We start from the raw sequence: 24,801 nt of genomic DNA, 5'->3' as shown, positions 1-24,801 counted from the left end.
CTTGATCGGCAGGGCTTTTGACGCTGCGAGCATGAAGCCCGCTCCTGTGCCGATTTGGTAAAATGACGATCCATCTCTGGCCCGATTTAGGGTTAAGCGAAGAAAAAAATTCTCATCAATTTTCTAAACTGCAACCTGCCCGATCCGTCATTTGCGCATGACGTCAATCTCGGCAGGAGCTTCGAATGGACAATCTTGAGCCCCGCGACGATCTCTGGATCGTCGTCTACGACACCGAGCGCCACTACTCGGTCTGGCCGCAGGACAAGCGGATTCCGGTGAGCTGGGAGGCCGCGGGCTTTGCCGGTTCGCGCCAGGAATGCCTGGCCCATATCCGCGAAATCTGGACCGATCCCCGCCCGCTCTCCCTGCGCTCGGCAATGGCCGCTGACGCACGTCTCTGAAACCGTCTGGATGGCAAGATGAACAAGCAGATCACCAATTTCGCCGTTGCCCGCCCGACCGACGCAGTGGATGCCGTCTTCGAGAGTTTTCCGCTGACCATTGCGCAGAAGCGCATCTGGTCGCTGGAGCAGATCGGCAATTACACCGTCTTTCCCGACCAGGTCATCGGGCTGCGACTGAGCGCAGCAATCGACGTCGAGACGATTGCCGGGGCCTGCCGGGCGCTCGTGGCGCAGAATCCGTCACTTGCCTCGCGTTTCCGCCGGCTGGCGGGCGGCCGCATCGAGCAATACCGCGCCGCATCGAACGCGGTGCCGATCGAAATCCTCGGCAAGGATGACGCGGCCGTTTCCGAACCCGATGCAGCGGCCGCACGGAAGGCTTTCCGCGACAAGCGCTTCGATCTCTTGGAAGGTCCCGGTGCGCGTATCCAGGTCATCCGGCTTGCCGAGGGGCAGTCGCTGCTGACGATCGTGCTGCATCCGATCATCTGCGACGACCGCGAAAAATCCGTTCTTGCCGGCTCGCTCGCCCGCATTCTCGATGGCGAACCCGCCGGCGACATGCATCCGGTGGAAATCGCCGCCGGGGCGCGGGAGGCCGATTGGCTGGAGACGGATGAGGCGCGGCAAGTGCTTGCCTATTGGCGCGATGCGATCGGCCTCGACTATGCGGCCTCGACCTTCCCGACCCGCTTCAACAGCGGCGGGTTGGCCGGTGTGGCACGCGCCGAACATCGGTTTTCGATCGAGCCCGACCTCTGGGATAAACTCGAGCGGCATGCTGGGGCTAAGGGCGTTCCGGTCGAGCGCGTGCTTCATGCCGCTTTCTGCGCTCTGCTGGCGCGCTACAGCGGCAACTACGCCTTGCTGACCGGCCTCCTCGTCGCGCGGCCCCGCAACGGACATCTCGCCAGCCGCGGCCGCGCCGAGCAGGTTCTGCCCCTCGTGCTTTCGCTGACCTCCAGGCACTCGCTCGACGACGTCGTCGCGGCGATCTCGTCGGTGACGGAGGAGGGGCTTGCCCGCCTCGTGCCGCTGGAGCGCATCACGCAGGATCTCGTCGTCGATGAGGCCGCCGCCCAGGAGGCCGTGGTCAAGGCCTTGTTCGAATTCCGCGAGCCTTATCCCGTCGCAAGGCAGGCGACGAACCTGGAACCCTCCGGCGCACGTGCCGACAGCGAGCTTTCCCTGGTGATCGAGGCGCGTCCCGATGGCGCCGCATACGGGCTGATCGACTATGCCGGGGATCTCTATGACGGCGCCCTGATTCCCCGCGTCGCCCGGCATTTTTGCCTGGTGCTGGAGCAGATCGTCGCCAAGCCCGATCTCAGGATCAAGGATTTAGAACTCATGGGCAGCGACGAGCTCAACTGGCTGTCGGCGCCCTATGAGGATGACGTCGTCAACGACGACAGGCCGGTGCACGAGCTGATCTCGGCCCATTCGCGCCGCACGCCTGAGAAGACCGCGATCGTCTATGGCGACGAGGAGTGGAGCCATGGCTGGCTGGAGGCGAGCACCAACCGCCTCGGGCATCGGCTGCGGCAGCTCGGCGTTCGCGCCGAAGTGACGGTCGCCATCTTCATCAAGCGCTCGCCGGAAGCGATCGTCGGCATCCTCGCGACGCTGAAGGCCGGCGGCGCCTATATTCCCGTCGAGCCAGACCATCCGCCGGTGCGCAACCACCACATCCTGCGCGATGGCGGCGTCAAGATCGTGCTTACCCATAGCTGGCTGCGCCATCGCCTGCCGGAGGAGCTCGATGCGACCGTCCTCGAACTCGACAAGCTCGATCTCGACGGCGAGCCGGATACGCCGCTCTATGTTCCCACGCACAAGGACCAGCTCGCCTATGTCATGTACACCTCAGGCTCGACGGGATTGCCGAAAGGGGTTGCCGTCGAGCACGGGCCGCTGACGCACCATCTGCAGAATACCTCGCGCGTCTATGGCATGAGCTCGGAATCGCGCGAGCTGCCCTTCCTGCCCTTCAGTTCGGACGGCGGCCATGAGCGGTGGATGAACCCGCTGATGGAAGGCGGCAGCATCATCCTTCCGGACCAGCCGCTGTGGACGCCGGAGGAGACGCTGACGGCGATGCGCAAGCATGGCGCCAACAATGCGAGCATCCCCACAACCTATCTACAGCAGCTGGCGGAATGGGCCGACATCACCGACGGCGCGCCGCCGATGCGGCTCTATTCCTTCGGCGGCGAGGGGCTGGCGCAATCGACCTTCGATCTTCTGTCGCGGGCGCTGAAATCGGAGTGGCTGATCAACGGCTACGGACCGACTGAAACGATCATGACGCCGATGGTCTGGAAGGTCAGGGCCGGCACGAAGTTCCAGGGCGTCTATGCGCCGCTCGGCCGCGCTGTCGGGCTGCGGCGTGTCTATGTGCTCGATCCCGACCTCAGCCTGTGCCCGATCGGCGTGACCGGCGAACTCTATATCGGCGGCGAGGGCATCGCGCGCGGTTATCTCGGCAAACCTGACACCACGGCGGACCGCTTCGTCCCCGACCCGTTCTCCAAGGAGGGCGGCCGGCTTTATCGCTCCGGCGATCTGGCGCGTTGGCGTGAGGACGGGACGGTCGAATTCGTCGGCCGCGTCGACCATCAGGTCAAGCTGCGGGGATACCGCATCGAACTGGGTGAGATCGAGGCAGCTTTGCTCCAGCAGCCCGGCGTCGGCGAGGCCCTGGTCGTGCTGCGCGATGACGATGCCGGCGGCGAAAAGGCGCTGGTTGCGTATGTCGTTCCGAAGAAGGACGAGAGGCTGGACGTCGAGACAGTCCGCGCCGGACTCGAACGCAGCCTGCCGTCCTATATGGTGCCGGCTGCCGTGGTCGAACTCGAGAAGATGCCGACCAATCCGAACAGCAAGCTCGATCGCTTCGCGCTGCCCGCACCCCAACCGGTCAGACGCGCCATCGTCGAGCCGGCGACCGCGCTGGAGGAGGAGGTGCTGGATGTCTGGCGCCAGATTCTCAAGCTGGAAGCGATCAGCGTCGAGGACAATTTCTTCGCGATCGGCGGCAATTCGCTGGGCGCGATCCGCATCCTGTCGCTGCTGCGGCAGCGCCGGCCGAACGTTCCGCTGACCGTTGCCGATATCTTCAACAACCCGACCATCCGCGCCTTCGCCGGCGTGATGGAGCAGGGGGAAGAGCGGGATCTCTCCGAGGTGATCGTGCTGCGCGCCTCCGGCGCCAAGCCGCGGCTCTATTGCTTCCCGGGGCTTCTGGTCAGCACTCGCGAATATGTGAAGCTCGTCGATTATCTCGGCGCCGAACAGCCGGCGACAGGCTTCATTTGCCATTCGCTGTCCGAAAAGAAGGAAGTCGGCGCGCCGATCGAAGAGATCATCGAAAGCTATGTCGATTATATCAGGACGTATAGCAAAGGCGCGCCCTGCTACTTCCTCGGCTGGTCCTGGGGTGGGCTTCTCGCCTACGAGGCCGCCCGCACTCTCGGCAACGAGGTCGACGTCAGGATGATGGCGATGGTCGACGTGTGCGATCTCGGCTCGGAATTCGCGATCGGCGCCAAGCCGCGCTTCCGCCCCGGCGAACGCGATGCGCTGCATCGGGACGTCTAGGCATGGCTGCGGAAAACGGCGATGCGCCCGGAATGGGACCGGCTGCTTTCGACGATGGACGCCGATACTTACGAGCAGTTCCTGCGCTTCGTCGGCGACGAGAAGGATCCACTTCCGACCGACGGGCCTGACATCAGCAGCCGCGAACATACGTTCTGGGTGCTGATCGACAACGCCCTGATCTTTCGCAAGCATCGGCTCGTTCCCCATGACGTGCCGATCTATCCCTGGGCGGCCGACGACAGCCTCAACCGCGGCCTCAACCTGATCGATTGGCGCCGTCTGTCGCCGCGGGCGCGGGCGGCCGAAATCATCACCGGCACCAACCATCTGCACATGATCGGGTCTCCCGCTTTCCATTCAAGGCTTGCCCTGCGTCTCAAGGAAACAGAGAAGGATAACGCATGACCGTCGCTTTTACCCGCAGGGATGCCCTCAGCGAGCCGCTCGATCTTGCCGGCATCGGCATCGGTCCCTCCAATCTGAGCCTTGCCTGCCTGCTGGAATCCGTGCCCGAAGTGCGCAGCCGCTTCTTCGAGCGGCGAGCCTCGTTCGATTGGCATCCCGGCATGATGATGCCCGGCGTCGAGCTGCAGTCGTCCTTCCTGAAGGACCTCGTCACCCCGGTCCTGCCGACGAGCCGCTGGTCCTTCGTCTCCTATCTGGTGGCGCATAAGAGGCTCTATGCCTTCCTGAACGCCAATTACGAGGCCGTTCCCCGGCAGGAATTTGCGCGCTATCTCGCCTGGGTCGCGAACGGCGTTGACGGCTTGCGTTACGGAACTGACATTCGCGACGTCGAGCACCGCGACGACCGTTTCGTCCTGCGCTTCGACAACGGCCAGGAAGAAGCGAAGAACCTGGTGATCGGTACGGGATCTTCGCCCTTCGTGCCCGATTGGGCGAAACCCTTCCTTGGGCCCGATTGCTTCCACAACAGCGAGGCCAAGGCGCGTCTCAATGATCTTCGCGCCGCCCGCATCGTCGTGGTCGGCGGCGGTCAGAGCGGTGGGGAGGTGGTCGAAGCGCTGCTTGGGGATGCCAGTTCGATGAAGGAGCTGACCTGGATCAGCCGGCGCCACAATTTCGAGCCGATCAACGACACGCCGTTTTCGAACCAGGTCTTCTCGCCGGAATATGTGCAGGCCTATCTGAAGCTCACCGGCGAGCAGAAGCAGGCGGCGCTGAAGAACTCGATCCTGACCAGCGACGGCTTGTCGATCTCGACGATCCACTCGATCTACCGCCGCCTCTACGCGCTGCGTTATCTCGAGCCGAGCACGCTGAATGCATCTCTGTCGCCGAACCGCGATGTGATCCAGATGGAGCGGAACGGCAATGCCTATCGGTTGATCGTCCGCAACCACTTCGACGGCGGGATCGAGGTGCTGCATGCCGATGCGGTGGTGCTGGCAACCGGCTACAGGTTCCGCTTGCCGGATGCGCTCGGATCGCTCAGCGAAAGGATCAGCCTCGACAGAAACGGCTATCCCAACTTGAACGACGATTACACGATGCAGTGGACTGGCCCAAGGACAAACCGGCTGTTCGCACAGAATGCCGGCCGATACTCGCACGGCATCGCCGACTCTCAGCTCAGCCTGATGGCCTGGCGCAGTGCAAGCATCGTCAACGCGCTTCTCGGCCGGCAGCATTTCGATGCCGAACCCGACAATGCACAGCTGGTCTGGGCGACGGAGGCAGCTTCGAGCATGCCGCATCAGCTCCGGGCCGGCTATTCGGACGGCATGCTGTCATCCTGAAACGTCAAGACATGAATGCCGGGGGAGCCTGATTGGGAGCGGACGGCCAGCGCGACGACGTGCTGGCCGCTGCCCTCGATCAGGCGGTAATGCCATTGCCGGTCCGGTTCACCGCTCTGAACCATGACAGGGATGCCGTCCTGCCAGGAAAAGGCGACGCTGCGGGGATCTTCGCGCAGGCCCACCCCGAGTGCCTTGAGATGGCTCTCCTTGAGCGTCCAAAGTGCAACGGCTGCCCGCGGCCCTTCGCCCGCAGGCATATGATCGAGCCAACGCCGTTCGTCCGGACTGCAGTAGCTTCCCAACGCCGCCGCTTCGATTTCGGCGTCGGCGCGTTCACAGTCGATGCCGATGCGCTCGTATCCTGAAGCGATGGCGACCGCCACCAGCCCGTCGGCATTGGAAAGGCTGAATTGCAGCCCATCATGACCGGCGACTTTCAGCTTGCCGTATGCGTCCGACACCAACACGAGCTTGTCAGGCGGAGTTTGCGTATGCACGCCCAGCCGTTGCCGCAGCAGATACCGGCCGGCAATGAACGAGGTCCGGTCCCGTTCGAACCGGTAGGTTGTGGCGCGCTCCCGCTCATTCGATGAAAGCGACCGCATCCAGCGCTTCTCATCGCCTTCGTTCTGCGGATATCGCCAGAGCGCGACGTCGATGGCGGCTGGTTGATCGTCTGATTGCTGCATCAGGCCAGTATGCGTACCGCGGACCGGTTGGCAATCGCCGCGGGGTCTACTCCGCGGCTTCGATGAAGCGGTGGCGCTCGTAAAGGAACTTGAGCACGGCCTCGCGGCATTTGAGATATGTCCGCTCGGAGGCGAGTTCGATGCGATTGCGGGGGCGGGGCATGGTCACGTCGAGCACTTCGCCGATGCGGGCCGCCGGGCCGTTGGTCATCATCACGATACGGTCGGAGAGCAGCACCGCTTCATCGACATCATGGGTGATCATCACCATCGTATTACCAAGCCGGGCGTGAATTTCCATCACCGCATCCTGAAGATGGGCGCGCGTCAGCGCGTCGAGCGCGCCGAAGGGTTCATCGAGGAGCAGGATCTTCGGCTCCATGGCAAGCGCGCGGGCAATGCCGACGCGCTGCTTCATGCCTCCCGATATTTCCGCGGGCCGCTTGTCTTTGGCATGCGCCATCTGCACGAGGTCGAGATTGGTCATGACCCAGTCATGCCGCTCGGCCTTGGTCTTCGTTCTGCTGAAAACCTTGGAGACGGCGAGATTTACGTTCTCATAGACCGTCAGCCAGGGCAGCAGCGAATGGTTCTGAAAGACGACGGCGCGTTCCGGACCCGGTTCGTTGACCTCGCGATTTTCCAGGAGCACGGCGCCTGAAGACACCGGGGTCAGGCCGGCGATGAGATTGAGCAGGGTGGACTTGCCGCAGCCGGAATGGCCGATGATCGAGACGAATTCGCCCTCGGATATCGTCAGGTTGATATCCTTCAGGACTTCGGCGCGCGCGCCGCCGCGATCGAAATGCTTGTCGATATGATCGAGCTTGAGATAGGCGTTCATCAGAATGGTCCTCAGTTGGCCATGGCGCCGCGGGTGACGAGTTTGCCGAGCGCGGCCACCAGCTTGTCGAGGATAAAACCGACGATGCCGATATAGGCGAGCGCGACGATGATGTCCGGAAGGCGCGAGGAGTTCCATGCGTCCCAGATGAAGAAGCCGATACCGACGCCGCCGGTCAGCATCTCGGCCGCGACGATGGCGAGCCAGGAGAGGCCGACGCCGATCCTGAGGCCGGTGAAAATGTAGGGAGCTGCGGACGGCAGCATGATCTTCCAGAAGAATTCGAACTGGTTGAGCCGCAGCACTTCGGCGACGTTGCGATAATCCTGCGGAATATTGCGGACGCCGACGGCGGTGTTGATGATGACAGGCCAGATCGAGGTAATGAAGATGACGAAAATCGCCGAAGGGTTGGAATCCTGGAAGGCGGCGAGCGACAGCGGCAGCCAGGCGAGCGGCGGCACCGTGCGCAGCACCTGGAAGATCGGATCGAGGCCGCGCATCGCCCAGACCGATTGGCCGATGATCGCCCCGATGATGATACCGGTAACTGCGGCAAGGCCGAAGCCATAGGCGACGCGTTGCAGCGAAACCAGTACGCGCCAGCCGAGGCCGATATCTTGCGAGCCGTAGTTGAAGAACGGGTAGGCTATGAGGTCGTAGCTATCCTGCCAGACCTGATGGGGCGAGGGCAGAGAGGCATCCGCCGATGAACAGAGCACCTGCCAGAGAATGAGGACGAGTGCCAGCACGACGGCCGGCGGAACGATGTTGTGAAGTGCGGTCAGCGCCGCACGGCGAAAATCGAACCGCGACCCTTGCTTGCCGGAGAATGACAGAATTTTCGCCGCCGGCTTGGCGGAGGCGACGATCGAGGGAGTTTCTTTGTTTGCCAGGGCGGACATCAGCGCGCTCCTCACGGGAATGGAAGGCCGGCGCGCCGCGCGCGCCGGAGGCGGGATCAGGAGACGGCCTTAATCGAAAGGCTGTCGAGATAGGCGGAGGGATTTTCAGGATCGAAGACCTTGCCGTCGAAGAAGGTCTCCTTGCCGCGCGACGAGGATGCGGGAATGTCGGCTGCGGCGACACCCAAATCCTTGGCGGCTTCCCGCCAGATGTCCTCGCGATTCACCTGGTTGACCAGCGCCTTGATGTCGGTTGTACCAGGCAGATTTCCCCAGCGGATATTTTCCGTCATGAACCAGGTGTCGTGGCTCTTGAACGGATAGGAGGCGCCATCCTTCCAGAATTTCATATAGAGGTCGGTGGCCTTGGCCTCGCGGCCGTTGCCGTAGTTGATGTCGCCCTTGAGGCGGCCGAGCACGTCCTTGGTCGGAACGTTGAACCATTGGCGCTTGCCGAGGATCTCGGCCATCTCGGCCTTGTTCTCCATGCTTTCGCACCATTGCTGCGCCTCCATGACGGCCATCAGCAGGGCCTTGGCAGCATTGGGGTTCTTCTCGATCCAGTCGGCGCGCAGGCCGAGCGCCTTTTCGGGATGGCCCTTCCAGAGTTCGCCGGTGGTCGCCGCGGTGAAGCCGATGCCCTGGTTGACGAGCTGCTCGTTCCACGGCTCGCCCACACAGAAGACGTCCATGTTGCCGACCTTCATGTTGGCCACCATCTGCGGCGGCGGCACAACGATTGTGGAAACATCCTTGTTCGGATCAATGCCGCCGGCGGCGAGCCAGTAACGGATCCAGAGGTCGTGGGTGCCGCCGGGGAAGGTCATCGCGGCCTTGATCTCCTTGCCTTCCGCCTTCTTTTTCTCAAAGGCAGCCTTCAGCTTGGAAGCATCGAGCTGCACGCCAGTTTCGGCATATTCCTTGGCGACGGAAATGCCCTGGCTGTCGAGATTGAGCCGGGCGAGAATCGCCATTGGCACCGGCTTGTTGTTCTGCGTCACCTTGCCGGTCTGCATGAGGTAGGGGAGCGGCGAAAGGATGTGGGCCCCATCAATGCCGTTGGCCGCACCGCCGAGCACCAGATTATCGCGGGTCGCACCCCAGGATGCCTGCTTGGCGACATCCGTTTCCGGAAGGCCGTGCTTGTCGAAAAGGCCTTTCTCCTTGGCGACGATCAGCGGCGCAGAGTCCGTCAGGGCAATAAAGCCGAGCTTGACGCCCTTTACTTCAGGACCCGTCCCGGCGGCGAAGGCGCCGGAGGGAAAGGCAGTCTTGACGGCGCCGATCAGGGCGGCCGCCGCAGTCGTCTTGAGGATGCTGCGGCGGGTGATGCCGCTTGTCGAAATCCCAGTCGTCGAAATCTTTTTCATCTGCAGGTTCCCCTCTGCTTGGTGAATTCGGACGCAAAAAAACGCCGCCGGCATCTGCGTTCGGGATGGGAGATCCCGGACAGCAAAAACCTTGCGACGTCGGTGTCGAAGTCGGCGCCTATGCCGCGCCTCTCTGCCTCAGTCGCCGTTGACCGGGCGTTGGGGAACTTGCAACCAGCGTGCCAATTCGAAGGAAGGCAAGTAACAGCAGGAACCAAAACAACAAAATCAGAAATTTCAGGATGATTGTTTTTTGTGCACAAGTAGAATGTGATCATGATTTGTGCGAATGCGAATGCGGAGCGCACGCGCGGAGCGCCAAATTTGTGCAGCGCACATAATGGAGCCACGCGAATTAAGCCCCCGGATCCAATCGAAGGCTGCACCCGCGCGGTCGACGGCCGAAGGCATCAAACGACCATTCTCATGTTGGGCGGTCTGACGAATCGCAACGCAGTGACAGTCTGGGGCACCCCGCCGCGCACTGATTTGGCGTCCGGCAAAGTCGTAATTCCGCTTATTTTCCAGTAACTTTGAGTCGAGGCGACTTCGAATTGATCGCGGAAGTAATTGCGCCCACCAGAGATTTTGAAAACCAAGCGACTCTCCTCGTTTAGTTAATACTAAATTATCGAATCCGATGGGAGGTTTCGCATTAACCGGCAGCGACCGTCCCAAGAGGAGACCCGCATGAAGCGCCCGAGTATCAAGCAAGCCCTCATCCTAAACCTGTCCATTATTAGCATGTTCATATTTGGTCTGTCCTACGTCTCGCTGGACACCATTTCTTCGCTTCGCGCAAATGCGGAACAGGTCGGTACCTTCTGGGTGCATCGGCTGGTGACGGCGCGTGAAATTAAAGCCAACTTTCTTGATCTGAAACTTGCCCACGCCCGGTATTTGCTCGAAGACACGGTGGAAAACGACAAAACCGGAAAGCAGGCGATCGCGGCCGCTTCATCGGGGCTCGAGACGGTTGTTGGCGAATACGAAAAGGACGTGCGCACCGAGCGCGGGCGCCAGCTGATCAATCAGATAAAGCCCGAACTCGACAAATACCGCGCACTGGCGGAGCAGATGACAGCGCTCGAAGATAGCGGCAAGACATCTGAGGCCGTCCGGCTTTTCAAGGAGAAGATGGAGCCGCAGGCCGAGCTGGTGAACAATGGGGTAGCGGATCTGGTGGCATTCATTCTCAGCCAGACCGAAAGCTTCGTAGCGGCAAGCGATGCGTCCGCGAATTCCGCTTTCATCATGACGGCCGCGATCGCCTCTCTCGCCTTGCTGGTTGCCGTCGCCGGGATCGTCTTTGCAATTTCCGGCATTGCCAATCCGATCCGCAATACGGCGTCCGCCATGAAGCGGTTGTCGGCTGGAGATCTCGACAGCGATATTCCTTATGCCGGCCGCGCGGACGAAATCGGTGAAATGGCCGGCGCAGTTGAAGTGTTTCGCCAGAATGCTCTCAATGTTGTCAGGCTTGAGAAGGAAGCTGCCGAATCCCGCAGTGAGAGCGAGGCGGCGCGGGCCGCAGCCCAGCAGCGTACCGAACGCGAAGCCGAGCAGCTGCGCTTTGCAACCACGACCTTGGGCGGGGGCCTCCGGCGCCTTGCCGCGGGCGATATATCCTTCCAGCTCTCGGAACGATTTGCCGCTGAATACGAAGCATTACGCGACGATTTCAATACTTCCCTGCAGCAATTGGGCGCGACGATCGGCGCCGTGCTCCAGACGGTACACAGCATAGACAATGGCACCGGTGAAATAGCGTCCGGCGCCCAGGACCTGTCGAAGCGCACGGAACAACAGGCCGCTTCACTCGAGGAGACCGCCGCCGCGCTGGACGAGATTACCTCGAATGTCGCGATGGCGACGAAACGCACCGAGGAGGCGCGCAATATCTCTGTGGAAGCCAATGTCAGTGCCCAGCGCTCGGCCACCATCGTGTCGGAGGCGGAGCAGGCCATGCGACGGATCGAGGACAGTTCGCAGCAGATTTCCAACATTATTGGCGTCATCGACGAAATCGCTTTCCAGACGAACCTGCTGGCGCTCAACGCCGGTGTCGAGGCGGCACGCGCTGGTGAGGCAGGAAAGGGTTTTGCGGTGGTCGCACAAGAAGTCCGCGAACTCGCGCAACGAGCCGCCCAGGCGGCCAAGGAAATCAAAGGCCTTATTCAGAAGTCATCGACCGAAGTCGAACACGGGGTCAAACTTGTTCTCGAAACCGGGACGTCACTGAAATCGATCGGCGAACGCGTCGCCGAGATCAACCGAGCCATGGACGCGATCGCCACCTCGGCGCGCGAGCAGGCGACCGGGCTTTCCGAGATCAACACGGCCATCAATCACATGGATCAGGCAACCCAGCAGAATGCGGCAATGGTCGAGCAGTCGACGGCCGCCGCCTCTTCGCTAGCCTCCGAAGCAAGCCGCCTGCGCGAGTTGGTCAATCAGTTCCAATTGGATGGTGACAGAGGCCCTGTAAATGCCCCGTACAACACGCGCTCCTTGGAAAGCGGCATGCCGTCGCAGGTGGTCGCTCTGCGGCCCGCGATGCAGAGGTAAACTTGCCGCCGTGGTCAGCTTCGCGTCAGTCGGAAAGATTCCGACTGACGGGTCGAATGCTTCGGCTTCGGTCGAGTAGACAGTGTGCTTGCGCTTGCGGGGGCTTGTCAGCAAACTCGACCCTTGATCGAAATGATCGATCTGCGATTGGTCGGCGCCGACGGGCTCCTCTCGATTAGCACTCTTTAAAATGTTCAATGCGACATTCAGGCGAACGAAATAGCGAGATCGCCTTGAGCAACAAACTATCCAGGACAAATGTCGAGCTTGAGAACCTGCTTCGCCAGCTTGGATTGGCCCTTGAAGCGTCCGGGGTAGGGATCTGGCAGCACAACATCGCAAAAAACCAGACGCGATGGGACGAACAGCTCAAATCGATCTATGGCGTTTCGAAAGCGCCGCTCGATGTCATCTGGCTCGACAGTATCCACCCCGACGACCTGGTGGCTGCAAACGAAATATTTTTGCGCGCGATTGAAACCAGATCGGATTATGCATCCGAGTTTCGCATTATTCGGCCTGATGGAGCGACCCGCTATCTACGTTCGCGTGCTCGTTATTTCATCGATGCGGCCGGCGACCCATGCTTTGTCGGCGCCGAATGGGATGTGACGGACGACGTGCTTCTCAACAAGGAACTGGAGAGGAGCCGGGCCGAGGCGCGGTTCGCGGCCGATCACGATCACCTCACCGGCCTGTTGAATCGGCGCAGCTTCGATTTCGCCCTGTCCGAACTTGCCAGGCAGGAGAACGTCAAGGTTGCGCTTCTTCATATAGACGTGGACCATTTCAAGGAGATCAACGACCGCTTCGGACATGCGGTTGGCGACCTCGTTCTCTGCCACGTCAGCAAAATCCTGCTGGAGGCCATTTCCGCTGGTGACGTGGCGGCACGGCTCGGCGGCGATGAGTTCGCTGTCGTCATCACCGAGGATGAGTGTGACAGGATTATTGCGGTGCTCGATCATATTCAGAGACGTCTGGACAGCCCGCTTCCTGTCGGAGATCAGACGCTCATCGTGCGGTGTTCGATCGGCGTTGCAAGCGCCATGAGCGCCGATTTCGCCAGACTGCTCTCCCAATCTGATCTGGCGCTGTACCATGCCAAACGCAACGGCCGGAATCGGGCCGAGATTTTTTCCGACGAAATGGCGTCGACGCTTGCGAACGAAAGGCAGCTCGCCCAGGATCTACGGTCCGGGCTGACGCTCGGCCAGATCTGCCCATTCTACCAGGTGCAAGTCGACGCCCGATCTTTCCGGGTGAACGGTGTCGAAGCTCTGGCGCGGTGGCATCATCCCACCCGAGGAATTCTCGCCCCGGCGCATTTCCTTTCCATCGCTTCGTCTAATGGATTGGTCGCAGAGCTTGACGATATCGTTCTGAAGGCTGTTCTGTCGGACATGAAATCCGCCGCTTCCCCGCTGGAGGGCATCCGGGTGTCCGTAAATCTTTCCGCCGATCGTCTCGACGATCCCGAGCTGACGGCGAAGCTCACCGGCTATGACATCCCGCCCGGCCGGTTGAGCTTCGAGCTGATAGAGACGATCTTCCTGGACAGCCTGAGTGATCAGGTGCGGCAGAACATCCAGGCGATCAAGTCTCTCGGCATCGACATCGAGATCGACGACCTCGGCTCGGGTCACGCCTCCCTGTTGGGCCTCCTCGAGCTCAGGCCGGATCGCGTCAAGATCGATCGCCAGCTTGTGACGCCGATTTTGCAATCGGTGCCTAGCCGCCGGCTGGTCGGCTCATTGGTCGACATAGCAAGGGCGCTGGATATGGAGGTCATTGCGGAAGGCGTCGAAACGCTCGAGCATGCCAATGTGCTTGCCGCTCTCGGCGTCCACACCCTCCAGGGTTATGCGTTCGGACGGCCGCAGTCGTTTGCCGACCTGTCGGCGCGTTTGGAGCAGGAAATATTCGATTGCGAGCGGGCCGAAGTTTTCGGGGCCGGTCGATAACGTCGAAGCGATCAAGCGACGGCAGTTCATCGCCTGCCGGCCGAGTGGGCAACCTATTGGAAGCTCACATCTCGAGCCTTTCCTGGTTAGATTGAATCATGCAGGATCTGGAAACGACGCTGGACGAAGTCCGGCACATCTATGCGATATCGCACATGGTTTTGCATGTGACCCGCTCCTCGGGGATGGCGGACAGCAATCCATTACTGAGGCTGACCTACCCGCCCGAGTGGGTGAAACAATATCGTGACCGAGACTATTTCAGCATCGACCCTGTCGTGCGTCTCGGCCGGCGCGGCTTCCTGCCCGTGGAATGGTCCGCATCAAAATGGGATTCAGGCCGAGCCTATGGTTTCTTCAAGGAGGCGATGGCCTTCGGTGTCGGCCGGCAAGGCGTTACCCTGCCGGTGCGGGGATCTCAGGGGGAGCGATCGCTGTTTACCGTGACCTCCAATCATCCCGATGCCTACTGGCGGCAGTTCCGCATGGACAGCATGCGCGACCTCCAGTTTCTCGCCCACCATCTGCATGACAGGGCCATGGTGCTGTCGGGCATGAGGGAGATTGCGGATTTTCCGCAATTGTCGCGCCGCGAACTGCAATGTCTTGAAATGACGGCCAGCGGCCTAGCAAAGCAGATCTGTGCTCGACTGTCCATTTCGGTGAGTGCGGTGCAGCTCTATCTCGCCTCGGCACGCCGGAAGCTGACTGTCGCCACGAAAGCGAAGCGGTCGCCAAGGCCACGGCGCTTGAATTGATATGAGCGTGGGGACTGGGGACCGCGGTTCAGCGCCGGCCCCTGGTGCGTGTTGCCAGAACGTTGCGGATTGAGAAGCTGGAATGGATCCTGAGGACGCCGGGCAGGGTCGACAGGATCTCCTTGTGGATGCGTTCGAACTCGCCCGCACTGGCAACCTCGACGCGCAGGAGGTAGTCGGAGCCGCCCGTCATCAAAAAACATTCGCGGATCTCCGGATGCCGGCGGACCGCCGCCTCGAAACGGTCGAGATGGTCCTCCGTCTGCCGCTCGAGGGTAATGTTGATGATCACGGCAATCATCTCATCGGCATTGCCGGTGTCCACCAGCGCCGTATAACCACGGATGACGCCTGATTTTTCCATGATCTTGATGCGTCTGAGACAGGCCGACGGCGAAAGGCCGATCTCGGCGGCGAGTTTGGCGTTGCTCATACGCGCGTCAAGGCGCAACAGCCTGAGGATATTGCGGTCGACCGTATCGAGGGCGGGCATGACGGTTTCCTTCACATCTTGGTTGATTATGCGAACAGTGTGCAAAATTCGCAATAACCAACGACAAAATCATCGGCAATTTCGCTCATTATTTCATAAACTCCTGATATCGAGATGGGGTGGACATGGATAGCGATACTTTGGTTTCCCGCGCACGCACCGCTACGATCACGCAGGGAGCCACGGGCTATCTGACGATCGATCTTGCGGCACTCGGCCGCAATTATTCGAAGCTTGCATCGATGCTGACGCCGGTGCGCGCGGGAGCCGTCGTCAAGGCCGACGCTTATGGCCTCGGTGCCGAACGGGTCGCCCAAACGCTCCACGATCAGGGCTGCAGGCATTTCTTCGTTGCCCAGTTCGTCGAGGCAGTGAGGCTGCGGCCGGCCCTTGCTGAGAGTGCCCAGATATTCGTGCTGAACGGCTTGCAGCCCGGCAACGAGGTCGCCTGCGCAGAAAGCGGCATCGTTCCGGTTCTCAATTCGCTCGCGCAATGGCGGCAATGGTCGGCGACCGCGCGCCGGCTGAAGCGCTGCCTGCCGGCCGTTCTGCAATTTGATACCGGCATGTCGCGGCTCGGCTTTCCCGAGGAAGAGCGAGCCGAATTGGCGGCAGCCCTTCGCGACGGCGCCAATGTCGAAATCCTGTTCATCATGAGCCACTTAGCCTGCGCCGACGACCTGGAGAGCAGCCAGAACGGCGAACAGTTTGCCGAGATGGCGCGCATTGCCAATGGATTTCCGGGCTTCGACATCTCCTTCGCCAATTCCGGCGGCGTGTTCCTCGGCGATGCCTATCATGGCGTGCTCGCCCGCCCGGGCATCGCCCTATATGGCGGCGCACCGAATGCCGGCGGCACGAACCCGATGGAACCGGTCGTCAGGCTGGACGTCGCCGTCGTGCAGACGCGCACAGTACCTTCAGGCGCCAAGATCGGTTATGGCGGCGCGCATGTGACGCGCAGCGAGACCCGCCTTGCCACCATTGCCGCCGGCTACGCCGACGGCCTGCCGCGCAGTCTCGGCGACTCCGGCGCCGTTTTTCACAAGGGCATCCGTCTGCCGATCGTCGGGCGCGTGTCGATGGACAGCGCGACCGTCGATATCACGGCCTTGCCCGAAGGGGCGCTGAGCCTCGGCAGCCTTGTCGAAGTGCTCGGCCCCAACCAGACGCTTGAAGACGTGGCGAGCGATGCCGGAACAATATCTTACGAAATACTAACCGGTCTGGGCGATCGTTACGACAGGCACTATTGCTGAAGCCGGCCGGCCTTATTCTTGAGGAAATCATGAAAGTCATCGTTCTGGGTGCCGGCATCGTCGGCGTCACATCCGCCTATCAGCTGGCCAAATCAGGTCATGAGGTGACCGTCGTCGACCGGCAATCCGGGCCGGCGTTGGAGACGAGCTTTGCCAATGCCGGCGAGGTCTCCTTCGGTTATTGCTCGCCCTGGGCAGCTCCCGGCATTCCCGTGAAGGCTATGAAATGGCTGTTCATGAAGCATGCGCCGCTCATCCTGCGCCCGAAATTCGACATGGCCATGCTCGCCTGGATGACGAGGATGCTGTCCAACTGCACCTCCGAGCGCTATGCGATCAACAAGAGCCGCATGCTGCGCCTTGCCGATTACAGCCGCATCGCGCTCGCCGAGCTTCGCACGGAGACCGGCATTGCCTATGACGAACGCATGCAGGGAACCCTGCAGCTGTTTCGCACGCCGCAGCAGCTCGAGGCCTCGGCCAAGGACGTCAAGGCGCTAGCTGCAGACGGAATCCCCTATGAGGTGCTGGACCAGGACGGCTGCATTCGTGTCGAACCGGCGCTGAGACATGTGCGCGACAAGATCGTCGGCGGCCTTCTGACGCCGAAGGACGAAACCGGCGACTGTTTCAAATTCACCAATGCGCTGGCCGCCAAAGCCGAGGCGCTCGGCGTCCGCTTCGCCTATGGCACGACGATCAAGGCCCTGGACGTCGAAGCCGGCCGGGTGCGCGGGATCGTCACCGATCGCGATCCCGATCGCGAGCGCGAACGGATGAGCGCGGACGCGGTGGTGGTTGCGCTCGGCAGCTATTCGCCGCTGCTGCTCAAGCCGTTCGGCATTAGCCTGCCGGTCTATCCGGTCAAGGGCTATTCGCTCACCATCCCGATCACCGACACGTCGCGCGCGCCGGAATCGACCGTCATGGACGAAACCTACAAGATCGCCATCACCCGGCTCGGCGACCGCATCCGCGTCGGCGGCATGGCCGAGATATCAGGCTATACCAACGATCTCGGCCTCGCCCGCCGCGGCACGCTGGAACATTCCGTCACCGATCTCTTTCCCGGCGGCGATGTGTCCAAGGCTTCCTTCTGGTCGGGTCTGCGCCCGATGACTCCTGATGGCACGCCGGTCATCGGTCCGACGAAGATCGTCGGCCTCTTTCTCAATACCGGTCACGGCACGCTCGGCTGGACCATGAGCACCGGCTCGGCAAGACTCATCAGTGACCTCGTCGGCGCCCGCACGCCTGAGATCGACGCGCGGGATCTTGCGATCAGCCGCTACGCCTGAAATCCCACTAAGAGAACGCAAAAGAGAAGTGTTTATCTGCGGGAATCGACTATTACTCGCAGGAATTAAATTCGAGGTCGTTAATGTCCGTTAATTTCGAGGTACATGCCGCTGGCGGCTTCCTCCATCATCCGGCGGCGCAGAGCCCGATCTTTTCGGAAACGGCATACAGCGGAACGGACCCGGATGCCCTCTCGGAAATATTGTCGACCTCGACCTCTCCGATCAAGGCTGCGGCGCAAGCCAATGCCTCCATCGCCTATCGCTGCAATTTCGTCTCCGCCGGAGATCTGGCAATAGCCGATTGCGCCTATGAGGGCGCGATCTCGCTCAGGCGGGAGGCGCCGAGCGGCAAAGTGATCATATTCCTGCCGGTGGAGGGAGACGCGGTCTTCAATGCCGGGCAGGAGGCGATCCATTCAGTTCCCGGTCGCGGCGCCATTCTGGGAGCAGGTCGCGCCACCGGCGCCCGCCTGCTTGGCCGTCGCCGCCATCTCGGCTTGTTCGTCGATCAGGCGAGGATCAACGCGCACCTCACGCATATGTTCGAACGAATGATAACTGGTGACGCCGATTTTCATCCCCATATCGATCTGACGGCTGGCGCGGGGCTGTTGTTGCAACAACTCGTTACGAACCTGCATCGCGGACTTGGCGGGGGCGGGCTGCTGCAGGAGTCGCCGCTGGCCGTCAGCGCGCTCTGCGACGCGACGGTCTATCTGCTTCTCGAGAACTTTCCGCATCGCTACTCGAACGAGCTGACGCTTCCTGCACCGGCGCCGGCTCCACGCCATGTGAAATGGGCCATCGATTTCATGCACGCGCACATCGCCGAACCGATCTCGCTCAACGAGATCGCGACGGCAGCCAAGGTCAGCATTCGGACTTTGCAGCAGGGCTTCCGGCAGTTCAGGAATACCACTCCGATCGCCTACCTCCATGAAATCCGGATGGTCGCTGCCCGTCGTGACCTGCTCGAATCCGGTGCGAAGCAGGCCGTCGCCGATATCGCGCTCAGATGGGGATTTACCCATCTTGGGCGTTTTGCCGCCGAATACAAGAAGCGTTTCGGTGAGCTGCCCTCGCAGACCCTGAAGCGCTGAACTCCGCCTCGGCGGCCGGATGGCTCCATCGGCGACGGACCGGGCGTCCGATCGCCAACGGGATTATGCCTGGGATGCAGATCTAGGCTGCGCGTTTCAGGGCATCGGTAAGCGCCGAGACGAGCGTGTCGATCTGGCCCTTCTCGATGATCAGCGGTGGAGACAGCGCGATGATGTCGCCGGTCACGCGGATCAGCAGTCCCTTGTTGAAGCAGTCGACGAAGACGTCGTAGGCCCGCGTTCCGGGAACGCCATCTCGGGGCGCCAGTTCAATTGCGCCGACCAGTCCGAGGTTGCGGATGTCGGTGACGTGCGCCAGGCCCTTCAGAGAGTGGAGGGCGTCTTGCCAATAGTCGGCCAGCTCGGCTGCGCGCGTCAGCAGGCTTTCCTCCTCGTAAATTTCGAGTGTGGCGAGCCCGGCGGCGCAGGCGACCGGGTGGCCGGAATAGGTATAGCCGTGGAAGAGCTCGATCGCATTTTCCGGTCCGACCATCAGCCCGTCATAGACCTTGCGGCTGGCAAAGACCGCGCCCATGGGAACGGCGCCGTTGGTGAGGCCCTTCGCCGTGGTGACGAGATCGGGTACGACGCCGAAGTAATCCACCGCGAAAGGCGTGCCGAGACGACCGAAGCCGGTGATGACCTCATCAAAAATCAGCAGGATGCCGTACTTGTCGGCAGTGGCGCGCAGCTTCTCCAGATATCCCTTCGGCGGCAGGACAACACCGGCCGACCCCGACATCGGCTCGACGATGACGGCTGCGATGGTTTCGGCGCCGTGCAGTTGCACCAGGCGCTCGAGATCATCCGCCAGTTCGACGCCATGGGCGGGCAGCCCCTTCGAAAACGCGTTGCGCCCGATGTCGAGCGTATGGCGCATGTGATCGGCCGGGATCTGCGGGAAGACCCGGCGATTGTTGACGAGACCGCCGACGGAAATACCGCCAAAGCCGACGCCGTGATAGCCCTTTTCGCGGCCGATGATCCGGGTGCGCGTACCCTGGCCGATTGCGCGCTGGTAGGCGATGGCGATCTTCAGAGCCGTGTCGACTGATTCCGAGCCAGAGCCGGTGAAGAAGACCCGGTCGAGCTTGGCGTCAGCCCCGCCCGGTGCGTTGGCGGCGAGTTTTGCGGCGAAGTCGAAGGCAATCGGATGCCCCATCTGGAAGGTCGGCGCATAGTCGAGCGTGGCAAGCTGCCGCTCGACCGCCTGGGCGATCTTCCTGCGGCCGTGGCCGGCGTTGCAGCACCAGAGCCCGGCCGTGCCGTCCAGCACCCGGTTTCCATCGACGTCGGTGTAATACATTCCTTCGGCAGCGGCCAGCAGGCGCGGCGCGGCCTTGAATTGCCGGTTGGCGGTGAACGGCATCCAGAAATTTTCGAGTACGGGCGCATTCGTCTTGCTGATCTGGTCCATCCTGGCCTCCTTTGAAATCGCCTGGAGAATGGCAGTTTCTATCCTTCAAACAAGTCCTTTTCTTCGCGGCCGCAACTTATTGAAATGGAACAGATAAGAAGATAGGTTTTCGGATATTCTGGACAATGCAAACGGATCCATCATGTCAGTCGACATCGGCAGCCGCCTTCGTCACCTGCGCCTCGCCCACAAGCTTTCCCAGCGTGAGCTCGCCAAACGCACCGGTGTGCCGAACTCGACGATCTCGCTGATCGAATCCAACGCTTCCAATCCTTCGGTCGGCGCTCTGAAGCGAATTCTGGACGGCATTCCGATCGGGCTGGCGGAATTCTTCGCCTTCGAACCGGAGCGTCCGAAAAAGGCCTTCTACGCCGCCGAGGAGCTGGTGGAGATCGGCAAGGGCGCCATTTCCTACAAGCAGGTCGGCGAAACCCTGTTCGGGCGCAGCCTGCAGATCCTGAAGGAATGCTACCAGCCGGGTGCCGACACCGGAAAAATTCCCCTTGTTCACGAAGGGGAGGAGGGCGGGATCGTGCTCTCGGGAAGACTTGAGGTCACGGTTGACGACGAGCGGCGTATCCTTGGACCGGGCGACGCTTATTATTTCGAAAGCCGGCGCCCGCATCGGTTCCGCTGCGTCGGGCCGGTGCCGTGCGAGGTTATCAGCGCCTGCACGCCCCCGACGTTTTAACGCAACGCCAGAAAATGCGCGCAGTAGTTTCGGAAAGAGGATCCCGAAGGCGGATCGGGAAGGATCCGCCTTCGGCAGTTGATCTTGACTTAGTCGTTCGCCGATACCTTGACGCCGAGCACCGTAGGAATGGTGTTCGGCGCACCCATGGCAGCACCGACAATCATCGGCACGGGAACGGGCTTTTCCGGAGCGGCGCTGATCGTCAGGCTCTTCGGCCCGTCGAGATAGGTGTTGAGGGCCGCCGATATCTGGTTTTGCAGTTCCGGCATGTTGAGTTGCGCCATCATCATCGGAACCAGCGCCTTCAGCGATTGTGCCAGTTCGTCGCCCGTGACGCCCTGTTTCGCGCCGGCATAGTTGAGCGCCTTTTTGGTGATCGAGGCGTCGTCGAAGCGGATCGAGGCGCTGTTGAACGTCAGCTGCTGCATCAGGCCCAGCATCGCAAGTCCGGCGGCCTGGTTGGCCTCTTCCTTGTTCGGATTGGCTTCGGCTGTCTTGACCGCCTCCTGCAGCGACTTGATGAAGCCGAGCGTATAACCGGAGAAGTCGACGGCGAAGTTCAGCCGGCCGACATTCTTGAAATCGAAAGCATATTCGTCGAGAACAACCTTGCCGCTTTCGACTTCCCAGCTTCCCTTCATCGTCATGGTGCCGTCGAGCGTCGCCAGTCCCAGCTTCTCGATGGCCTCCTTCGCAGCCGCGTCCTCGACTTGCGACAGGTCGGCCTTGAAGCCGGCGACATTGGCGTCGTAGGCAAAACTGCCGTCCCGGCGCTCCATGTTTGCCTCGACGCCTTCGATCGCAAACACGTCCTTGCCCTTGATGTTGAGGGCGATCGGCCCGGTGCTGGCGGTTTCATAGAGGAGGATGTCGTCGAGTGTCTCGCCAGTCGCATTGGCGGGAATCGTCAGGCCGGTGAACAGAATATCCTTGGCGGAAAAGCGCCCTCCCTCCAGGCTGATATCGACATCCGGGAAGGAAAGGGTCTTGGCGTAATAGCCGCCGCCTTCCTTTTCCTCGACGCCCTCGAAGGTGAGGTCGCCGATCTTCAGCGTGTCGCCGGGCAGGTTCGCAAATCCCACCTGGACGCCTGTTGCCGTCACCGTGTCGCGGTCGACCTCGGCTTTCTCGAAGGTGATGACCGTGCCGCCGGCATTGGTTGCGGCGCTGAGCTTCTTCATCATATCCGCGCCGTCGAGGGCGAGCGCCGGGCCGGCCAGCGTCAGGAACGCGGTGCTTGCCATCATCAGGTGGAAATTGCGCATAGGCTTCATGGAGATGTCCTTGTGTTGAAAGGTGATGCAGGGAAATTCATGGAATATGCCCCGCCGCGCTCTGCTCGCAGAGCGGCCGGGACGTCACGGTTCGTCAGATCAGCTAATTGGGGTGACGCGATCGGGATCGGCCGGAGCCCGCAGGCCGGAGAAATTCGGCCACCCCGCCGCCGGGGGGCGGGCGAGGATATTTTCTCTAGCAAAAGTAGTTTTCCGACTCATCGCCAGAGCTAAATTGCATTTCTTCGATTTTTGCAACCGCGAATTCTTGTTGGTGGAGCGGAATCAGCCACCCTTGCCGGCGAGGCCAACGCATTCGAGGATGGTCGTGCGGCAAACACCCGCCTCCCGCTGTGGGCGAGGCTGCGCGCGCCAGTTCTGGTAGGCGATCCGGAATTCGATATCCTTGTAAAAATAGGTCCTGGCTTTTTGTCGCGAGCGGCTCCTGTTCAACGCATCGGCCGTGACCGCGACATGGATGGCAAGCCGTTTGAATTGCCACGGCGGCGTGCGTCGCTCCTTCTCGACCACCTCGACGTGGTAATAGGGGTCGTCTTCCCCGGGATCGGGAGCCTTGTGGACGGCGGCCCAGCGGACGGTCCATGGTGAGACGGAGAGGATGATGGCGGAAATGGTCGGTTGCTCCACCGCTTCGGCGCGCGCCCAAATCGTCTGGCCCGAAATCGCGGCGACAGTGAAAAGGACGGTAAGGGATTTTCGCCTGGGGTGCATGCGCTTTAGCTGCCGCGGCCCTCGATGCGGGCGAGCACGCCATCGAGCGCTGCGGTCAGCGCAGCAAGGCCGCCCTTCTTGTCGACGTCGGAAAGAACCTGCTCGTTCAATCCGCCCTTGGTGGCGAATTCGCGGCTTAGCGCGCTGAACGGCTCGGTGCCTGGGCTGTTGGCCTTCTGCGCCAGGCTTGCGAAAAGCGGCGCGATGTAAGCATTTGCTTTCGGCCTTTCCAGGCCGCTTTTTTCCAGCCAGACGGCTACGGTTTCCATGATGCCGAAATAGGTCGACATCATTGCGCTCGCCGCCGCGAGAAGATCGTATTCCTTTTTCGACTGGCACTGGACGGCGGTTCCGAGCGTGTCGAACAGCGCCGCGACGGCGGCATCGGGCGGGAGAATGGCGGTGACGCCCTGGCGCTGCGCGACGAAGGGCAGGGGGATGGCCTGGACGAGGTGCACGTCGGCGCCGATCCAATCGAGAAGAGCCTGGCGCTCGGTCGCCGCAACGAGGCTGACGACCACCTGGCCGGTTCTGAACGAAAGCGCCCGTACGACCTCCTCGGCGATCTGCGGCCGGATCGCCAGGAACACCATGTCGCTGCGGTCGACGACAGTCTGGTTGTTCCCGGCAATCCTGACGGCGGAAAACTCCTGGGCCAATGTCGCGGCAATGTGCGCGCTCCGCGGCGATACGTGGATCTCGGAGGCGTAGGCCGGTGCGGCCAGCAGCCCGCGAACCATCGCTTCGGTGATCGCGCCGGTACCGACGAATCCAATGCTGTTGATCATCACGTCGTTACTCCGCAGCCCGCAGCGGTCCCAGCGCGACATCCGTCGTGTAGTTCTCGCGCATGAAGTTGATGAAATTATCCTGGAACTGGCGCGTATGGGCGTGGGCGAGCTCGTCGGCCAGATCCACGTTCTTCTCCCTGATGGCGTCGAGCATCAGCGTGTGCTCGTCGGTCAGCAGATAGCCTTCGTGCGTCCGCTCCAGATATTCGAAATGCAGGTGCAGCATGCGCTGGCCCTGCGACAAAAGCTTCTCGTAGAACGAGGCCAGAAACTGATTTTTTCCGGCATGGGCGATTGCCATGTGGAACTCCTTGTTGGCTTCCGACATGGCGAGGTGATTGCCTGTCTTGACCGCTGCCTCAAACGACTTCAGCCGTTTGGTGATGATCTTCAGATCGGCTTCCGTCCTCAGTGCCGCGGCCAGCCGCGTATTCATCCGCTGCGCGATGTCGAGCGCCTCGACATATTTCGGAAAGGTCGCCACTTCGATCGGCGCGACGATCGTGCTGCGGTTGGAAAGCGTCACCACCAGCTCGTCGGCACCGAGCCGGATCAGCGCTTCGCGCACCGGCGAGCGCGACATGTCGAAACGTTCGGCGAGCGTCATCTCGTCGAGAAGCTGGCCGGGCGGCAGAGCGAGCGACAGAATCTCGTTGCGCAGCGTTTCATAGACGCTTTTCCAACCGGTCCCGCGGATGCGTTTCACTTCCGATTCTTCAGACACTTAAGTCCCTTTCTCTCGACGCCAGGTCCATTGGGCCAGAAAAACAGCGTGTCGGCAATGTAATTTTTCTGCTTGACTTTGTCGACACGCTGTTGACATGTTCTTGCCAGTCGACACGCAGCCGACAACAAAACAACAGAAACGG

The 24,801-nt window shown here is 61.4% G+C and carries 18 protein-coding genes and 2 pseudogenes; 10 read left to right on the top strand and 10 right to left on the bottom strand.

Annotated features, from left to right (window positions below; all coding sequences use genetic code 11):
* The first annotated feature begins 185 nt into the window (after positions 1-185).
* The 3 genes and pseudogenes from PYR71_RS22580 (at position 186) to PYR71_RS22570 (ending at position 5,770) form a co-directional block, all read left to right on the top strand.
* Entirely contained in the window at positions 186-404 is a 219-nt protein-coding gene (locus PYR71_RS22580; RefSeq protein WP_096764123.1) for an MbtH family protein, read from the top strand.
* An 18-nt stretch (positions 405-422) separates the two neighbouring features.
* A pseudogene (locus PYR71_RS22575) lies at positions 423-4,415 on the top strand (non-ribosomal peptide synthetase).
* Positions 4,412-5,770, top strand: a complete 1,359-nt coding sequence (locus PYR71_RS22570; RefSeq protein ID WP_275620900.1) for a lysine N(6)-hydroxylase/L-ornithine N(5)-oxygenase family protein — start codon at positions 4,412-4,414, stop codon at positions 5,768-5,770. The pseudogene PYR71_RS22575 and the gene PYR71_RS22570 overlap by 4 nt, the downstream one beginning before the upstream one ends.
* Here PYR71_RS22570 and PYR71_RS22565 read toward each other — a convergent pair.
* Genes PYR71_RS22565 through PYR71_RS22550 form a run of 4 tightly spaced genes read right to left on the bottom strand, consistent with a single transcriptional unit; the run spans position 5,743 to position 9,581 of the window.
* Positions 5,743-6,462, bottom strand: coding sequence for a 4'-phosphopantetheinyl transferase family protein (locus PYR71_RS22565; protein ID WP_183934501.1), 720 nt, complete (start codon positions 6,460-6,462; stop codon positions 5,743-5,745). The two genes, PYR71_RS22570 and PYR71_RS22565, sit on opposite strands and share 28 nt — an antisense overlap.
* Before the next feature lie 46 nt (positions 6,463-6,508).
* On the bottom strand, positions 6,509-7,306 hold the full coding sequence (locus tag PYR71_RS22560; RefSeq protein WP_275620899.1) for an ABC transporter ATP-binding protein: 798 nt from the start codon (positions 7,304-7,306) through the stop codon (positions 6,509-6,511).
* An 11-nt stretch (positions 7,307-7,317) separates the two neighbouring features.
* On the bottom strand, positions 7,318-8,211 hold the full coding sequence (ntrB, locus tag PYR71_RS22555) for a nitrate ABC transporter permease (RefSeq protein WP_275620898.1): 894 nt from the start codon (positions 8,209-8,211) through the stop codon (positions 7,318-7,320).
* A 56-nt stretch (positions 8,212-8,267) separates the two neighbouring features.
* The gene (locus PYR71_RS22550) at positions 8,268-9,581 is read right to left on the bottom strand and encodes a CmpA/NrtA family ABC transporter substrate-binding protein (RefSeq protein ID WP_275620897.1); all 1,314 of its coding nucleotides are present in this window, start codon (positions 9,579-9,581) and stop codon (positions 8,268-8,270) included.
* Between the two features lie 690 nt (positions 9,582-10,271).
* On the opposite strand from PYR71_RS22550, the gene PYR71_RS22545 reads away from it, so the two are divergent.
* The 3 genes and pseudogenes from PYR71_RS22545 (at position 10,272) to PYR71_RS22535 (ending at position 14,876) form a co-directional block, all read left to right on the top strand.
* A complete protein-coding gene (locus PYR71_RS22545; RefSeq protein ID WP_275620896.1) occupies positions 10,272-12,149 on the top strand; it encodes a HAMP domain-containing methyl-accepting chemotaxis protein in 1,878 nt (625 codons plus the stop codon).
* 233 nt (positions 12,150-12,382) lie between these two features.
* A complete protein-coding gene (locus tag PYR71_RS22540; RefSeq protein WP_416340304.1) occupies positions 12,383-14,113 on the top strand; it encodes a putative bifunctional diguanylate cyclase/phosphodiesterase in 1,731 nt (576 codons plus the stop codon).
* A 98-nt stretch (positions 14,114-14,211) separates the two neighbouring features.
* A pseudogene (locus PYR71_RS22535) lies at positions 14,212-14,876 on the top strand (helix-turn-helix transcriptional regulator).
* Positions 14,877-14,899: 23 nt separating this feature from the next.
* Here the strand turns inward: PYR71_RS22535 and PYR71_RS22530 are convergent.
* The gene (locus PYR71_RS22530) at positions 14,900-15,364 is read right to left on the bottom strand and encodes an Lrp/AsnC family transcriptional regulator (RefSeq protein WP_010033371.1); all 465 of its coding nucleotides are present in this window, start codon (positions 15,362-15,364) and stop codon (positions 14,900-14,902) included.
* Positions 15,365-15,489: 125 nt separating this feature from the next.
* Here PYR71_RS22530 and alr point away from each other — a divergent pair, with 125 nt between their 5' ends.
* From alr to PYR71_RS22515, 3 genes are all read left to right on the top strand, one after another.
* Complete coding sequence (alr, locus tag PYR71_RS22525) at positions 15,490-16,623, top strand: alanine racemase (protein ID WP_275620893.1); 1,134 nt, start codon at positions 15,490-15,492, stop codon at positions 16,621-16,623.
* 29 nt (positions 16,624-16,652) lie between these two features.
* The gene (locus PYR71_RS22520) at positions 16,653-17,921 is read left to right on the top strand and encodes a D-amino acid dehydrogenase (RefSeq protein ID WP_275620892.1); all 1,269 of its coding nucleotides are present in this window, start codon (positions 16,653-16,655) and stop codon (positions 17,919-17,921) included.
* 83 nt (positions 17,922-18,004) lie between these two features.
* Entirely contained in the window at positions 18,005-19,024 is a 1,020-nt protein-coding gene (locus tag PYR71_RS22515) for a helix-turn-helix transcriptional regulator (protein WP_275620891.1), read from the top strand.
* 82 nt (positions 19,025-19,106) lie between these two features.
* Here PYR71_RS22515 and aptA read toward each other — a convergent pair whose 3' ends face one another.
* Entirely contained in the window at positions 19,107-20,441 is a 1,335-nt protein-coding gene (aptA, locus tag PYR71_RS22510) for an omega-aminotransferase AptA (RefSeq protein WP_275620890.1), read from the bottom strand.
* A 142-nt stretch (positions 20,442-20,583) separates the two neighbouring features.
* Here aptA and PYR71_RS22505 point away from each other — a divergent pair, with 142 nt between their 5' ends.
* Entirely contained in the window at positions 20,584-21,132 is a 549-nt protein-coding gene (locus tag PYR71_RS22505; RefSeq protein ID WP_085862028.1) for a cupin domain-containing protein, read from the top strand.
* A gap of 89 nt (positions 21,133-21,221) precedes the next feature.
* Here the strand turns inward: PYR71_RS22505 and PYR71_RS22500 are convergent, their stop codons facing one another.
* The 4 genes from PYR71_RS22500 to PYR71_RS22485 all read right to left on the bottom strand — a co-directional run bounded on the left by PYR71_RS22500 (position 21,222) and on the right by PYR71_RS22485 (position 24,656).
* Positions 21,222-22,409 carry a hypothetical protein gene (locus tag PYR71_RS22500; protein ID WP_275620889.1) on the bottom strand — a complete coding sequence of 396 codons (1,188 nt, stop codon included), beginning with the start codon at positions 22,407-22,409 and terminating at the stop codon, positions 21,222-21,224.
* Between the two features lie 285 nt (positions 22,410-22,694).
* Positions 22,695-23,141: a DUF5086 family protein gene (locus PYR71_RS22495; RefSeq protein ID WP_275620888.1), complete on the bottom strand. Its 447-nt coding sequence runs from the start codon at positions 23,139-23,141 to the stop codon at positions 22,695-22,697.
* Positions 23,142-23,146: 5 nt separating this feature from the next.
* Positions 23,147-23,932 carry a pyrroline-5-carboxylate reductase gene (locus PYR71_RS22490; RefSeq protein ID WP_275620887.1) on the bottom strand — a complete coding sequence of 262 codons (786 nt, stop codon included), beginning with the start codon at positions 23,930-23,932 and terminating at the stop codon, positions 23,147-23,149.
* Between the two features lie 4 nt (positions 23,933-23,936).
* Entirely contained in the window at positions 23,937-24,656 is a 720-nt protein-coding gene (locus PYR71_RS22485) for a GntR family transcriptional regulator (RefSeq protein ID WP_275620886.1), read from the bottom strand.
* Positions 24,657-24,801: the final 145 nt, after the last annotated feature.

This window comes from Rhizobium mulingense, from assembly GCF_029194105.1.
GTDB lineage: Bacteria > Pseudomonadota > Alphaproteobacteria > Rhizobiales > Rhizobiaceae > Rhizobium > Rhizobium mulingense.
The sequence above is the reverse complement of the archived record's forward strand: the minus strand, read 5'-3'. Positions and strand labels throughout refer to the sequence as shown.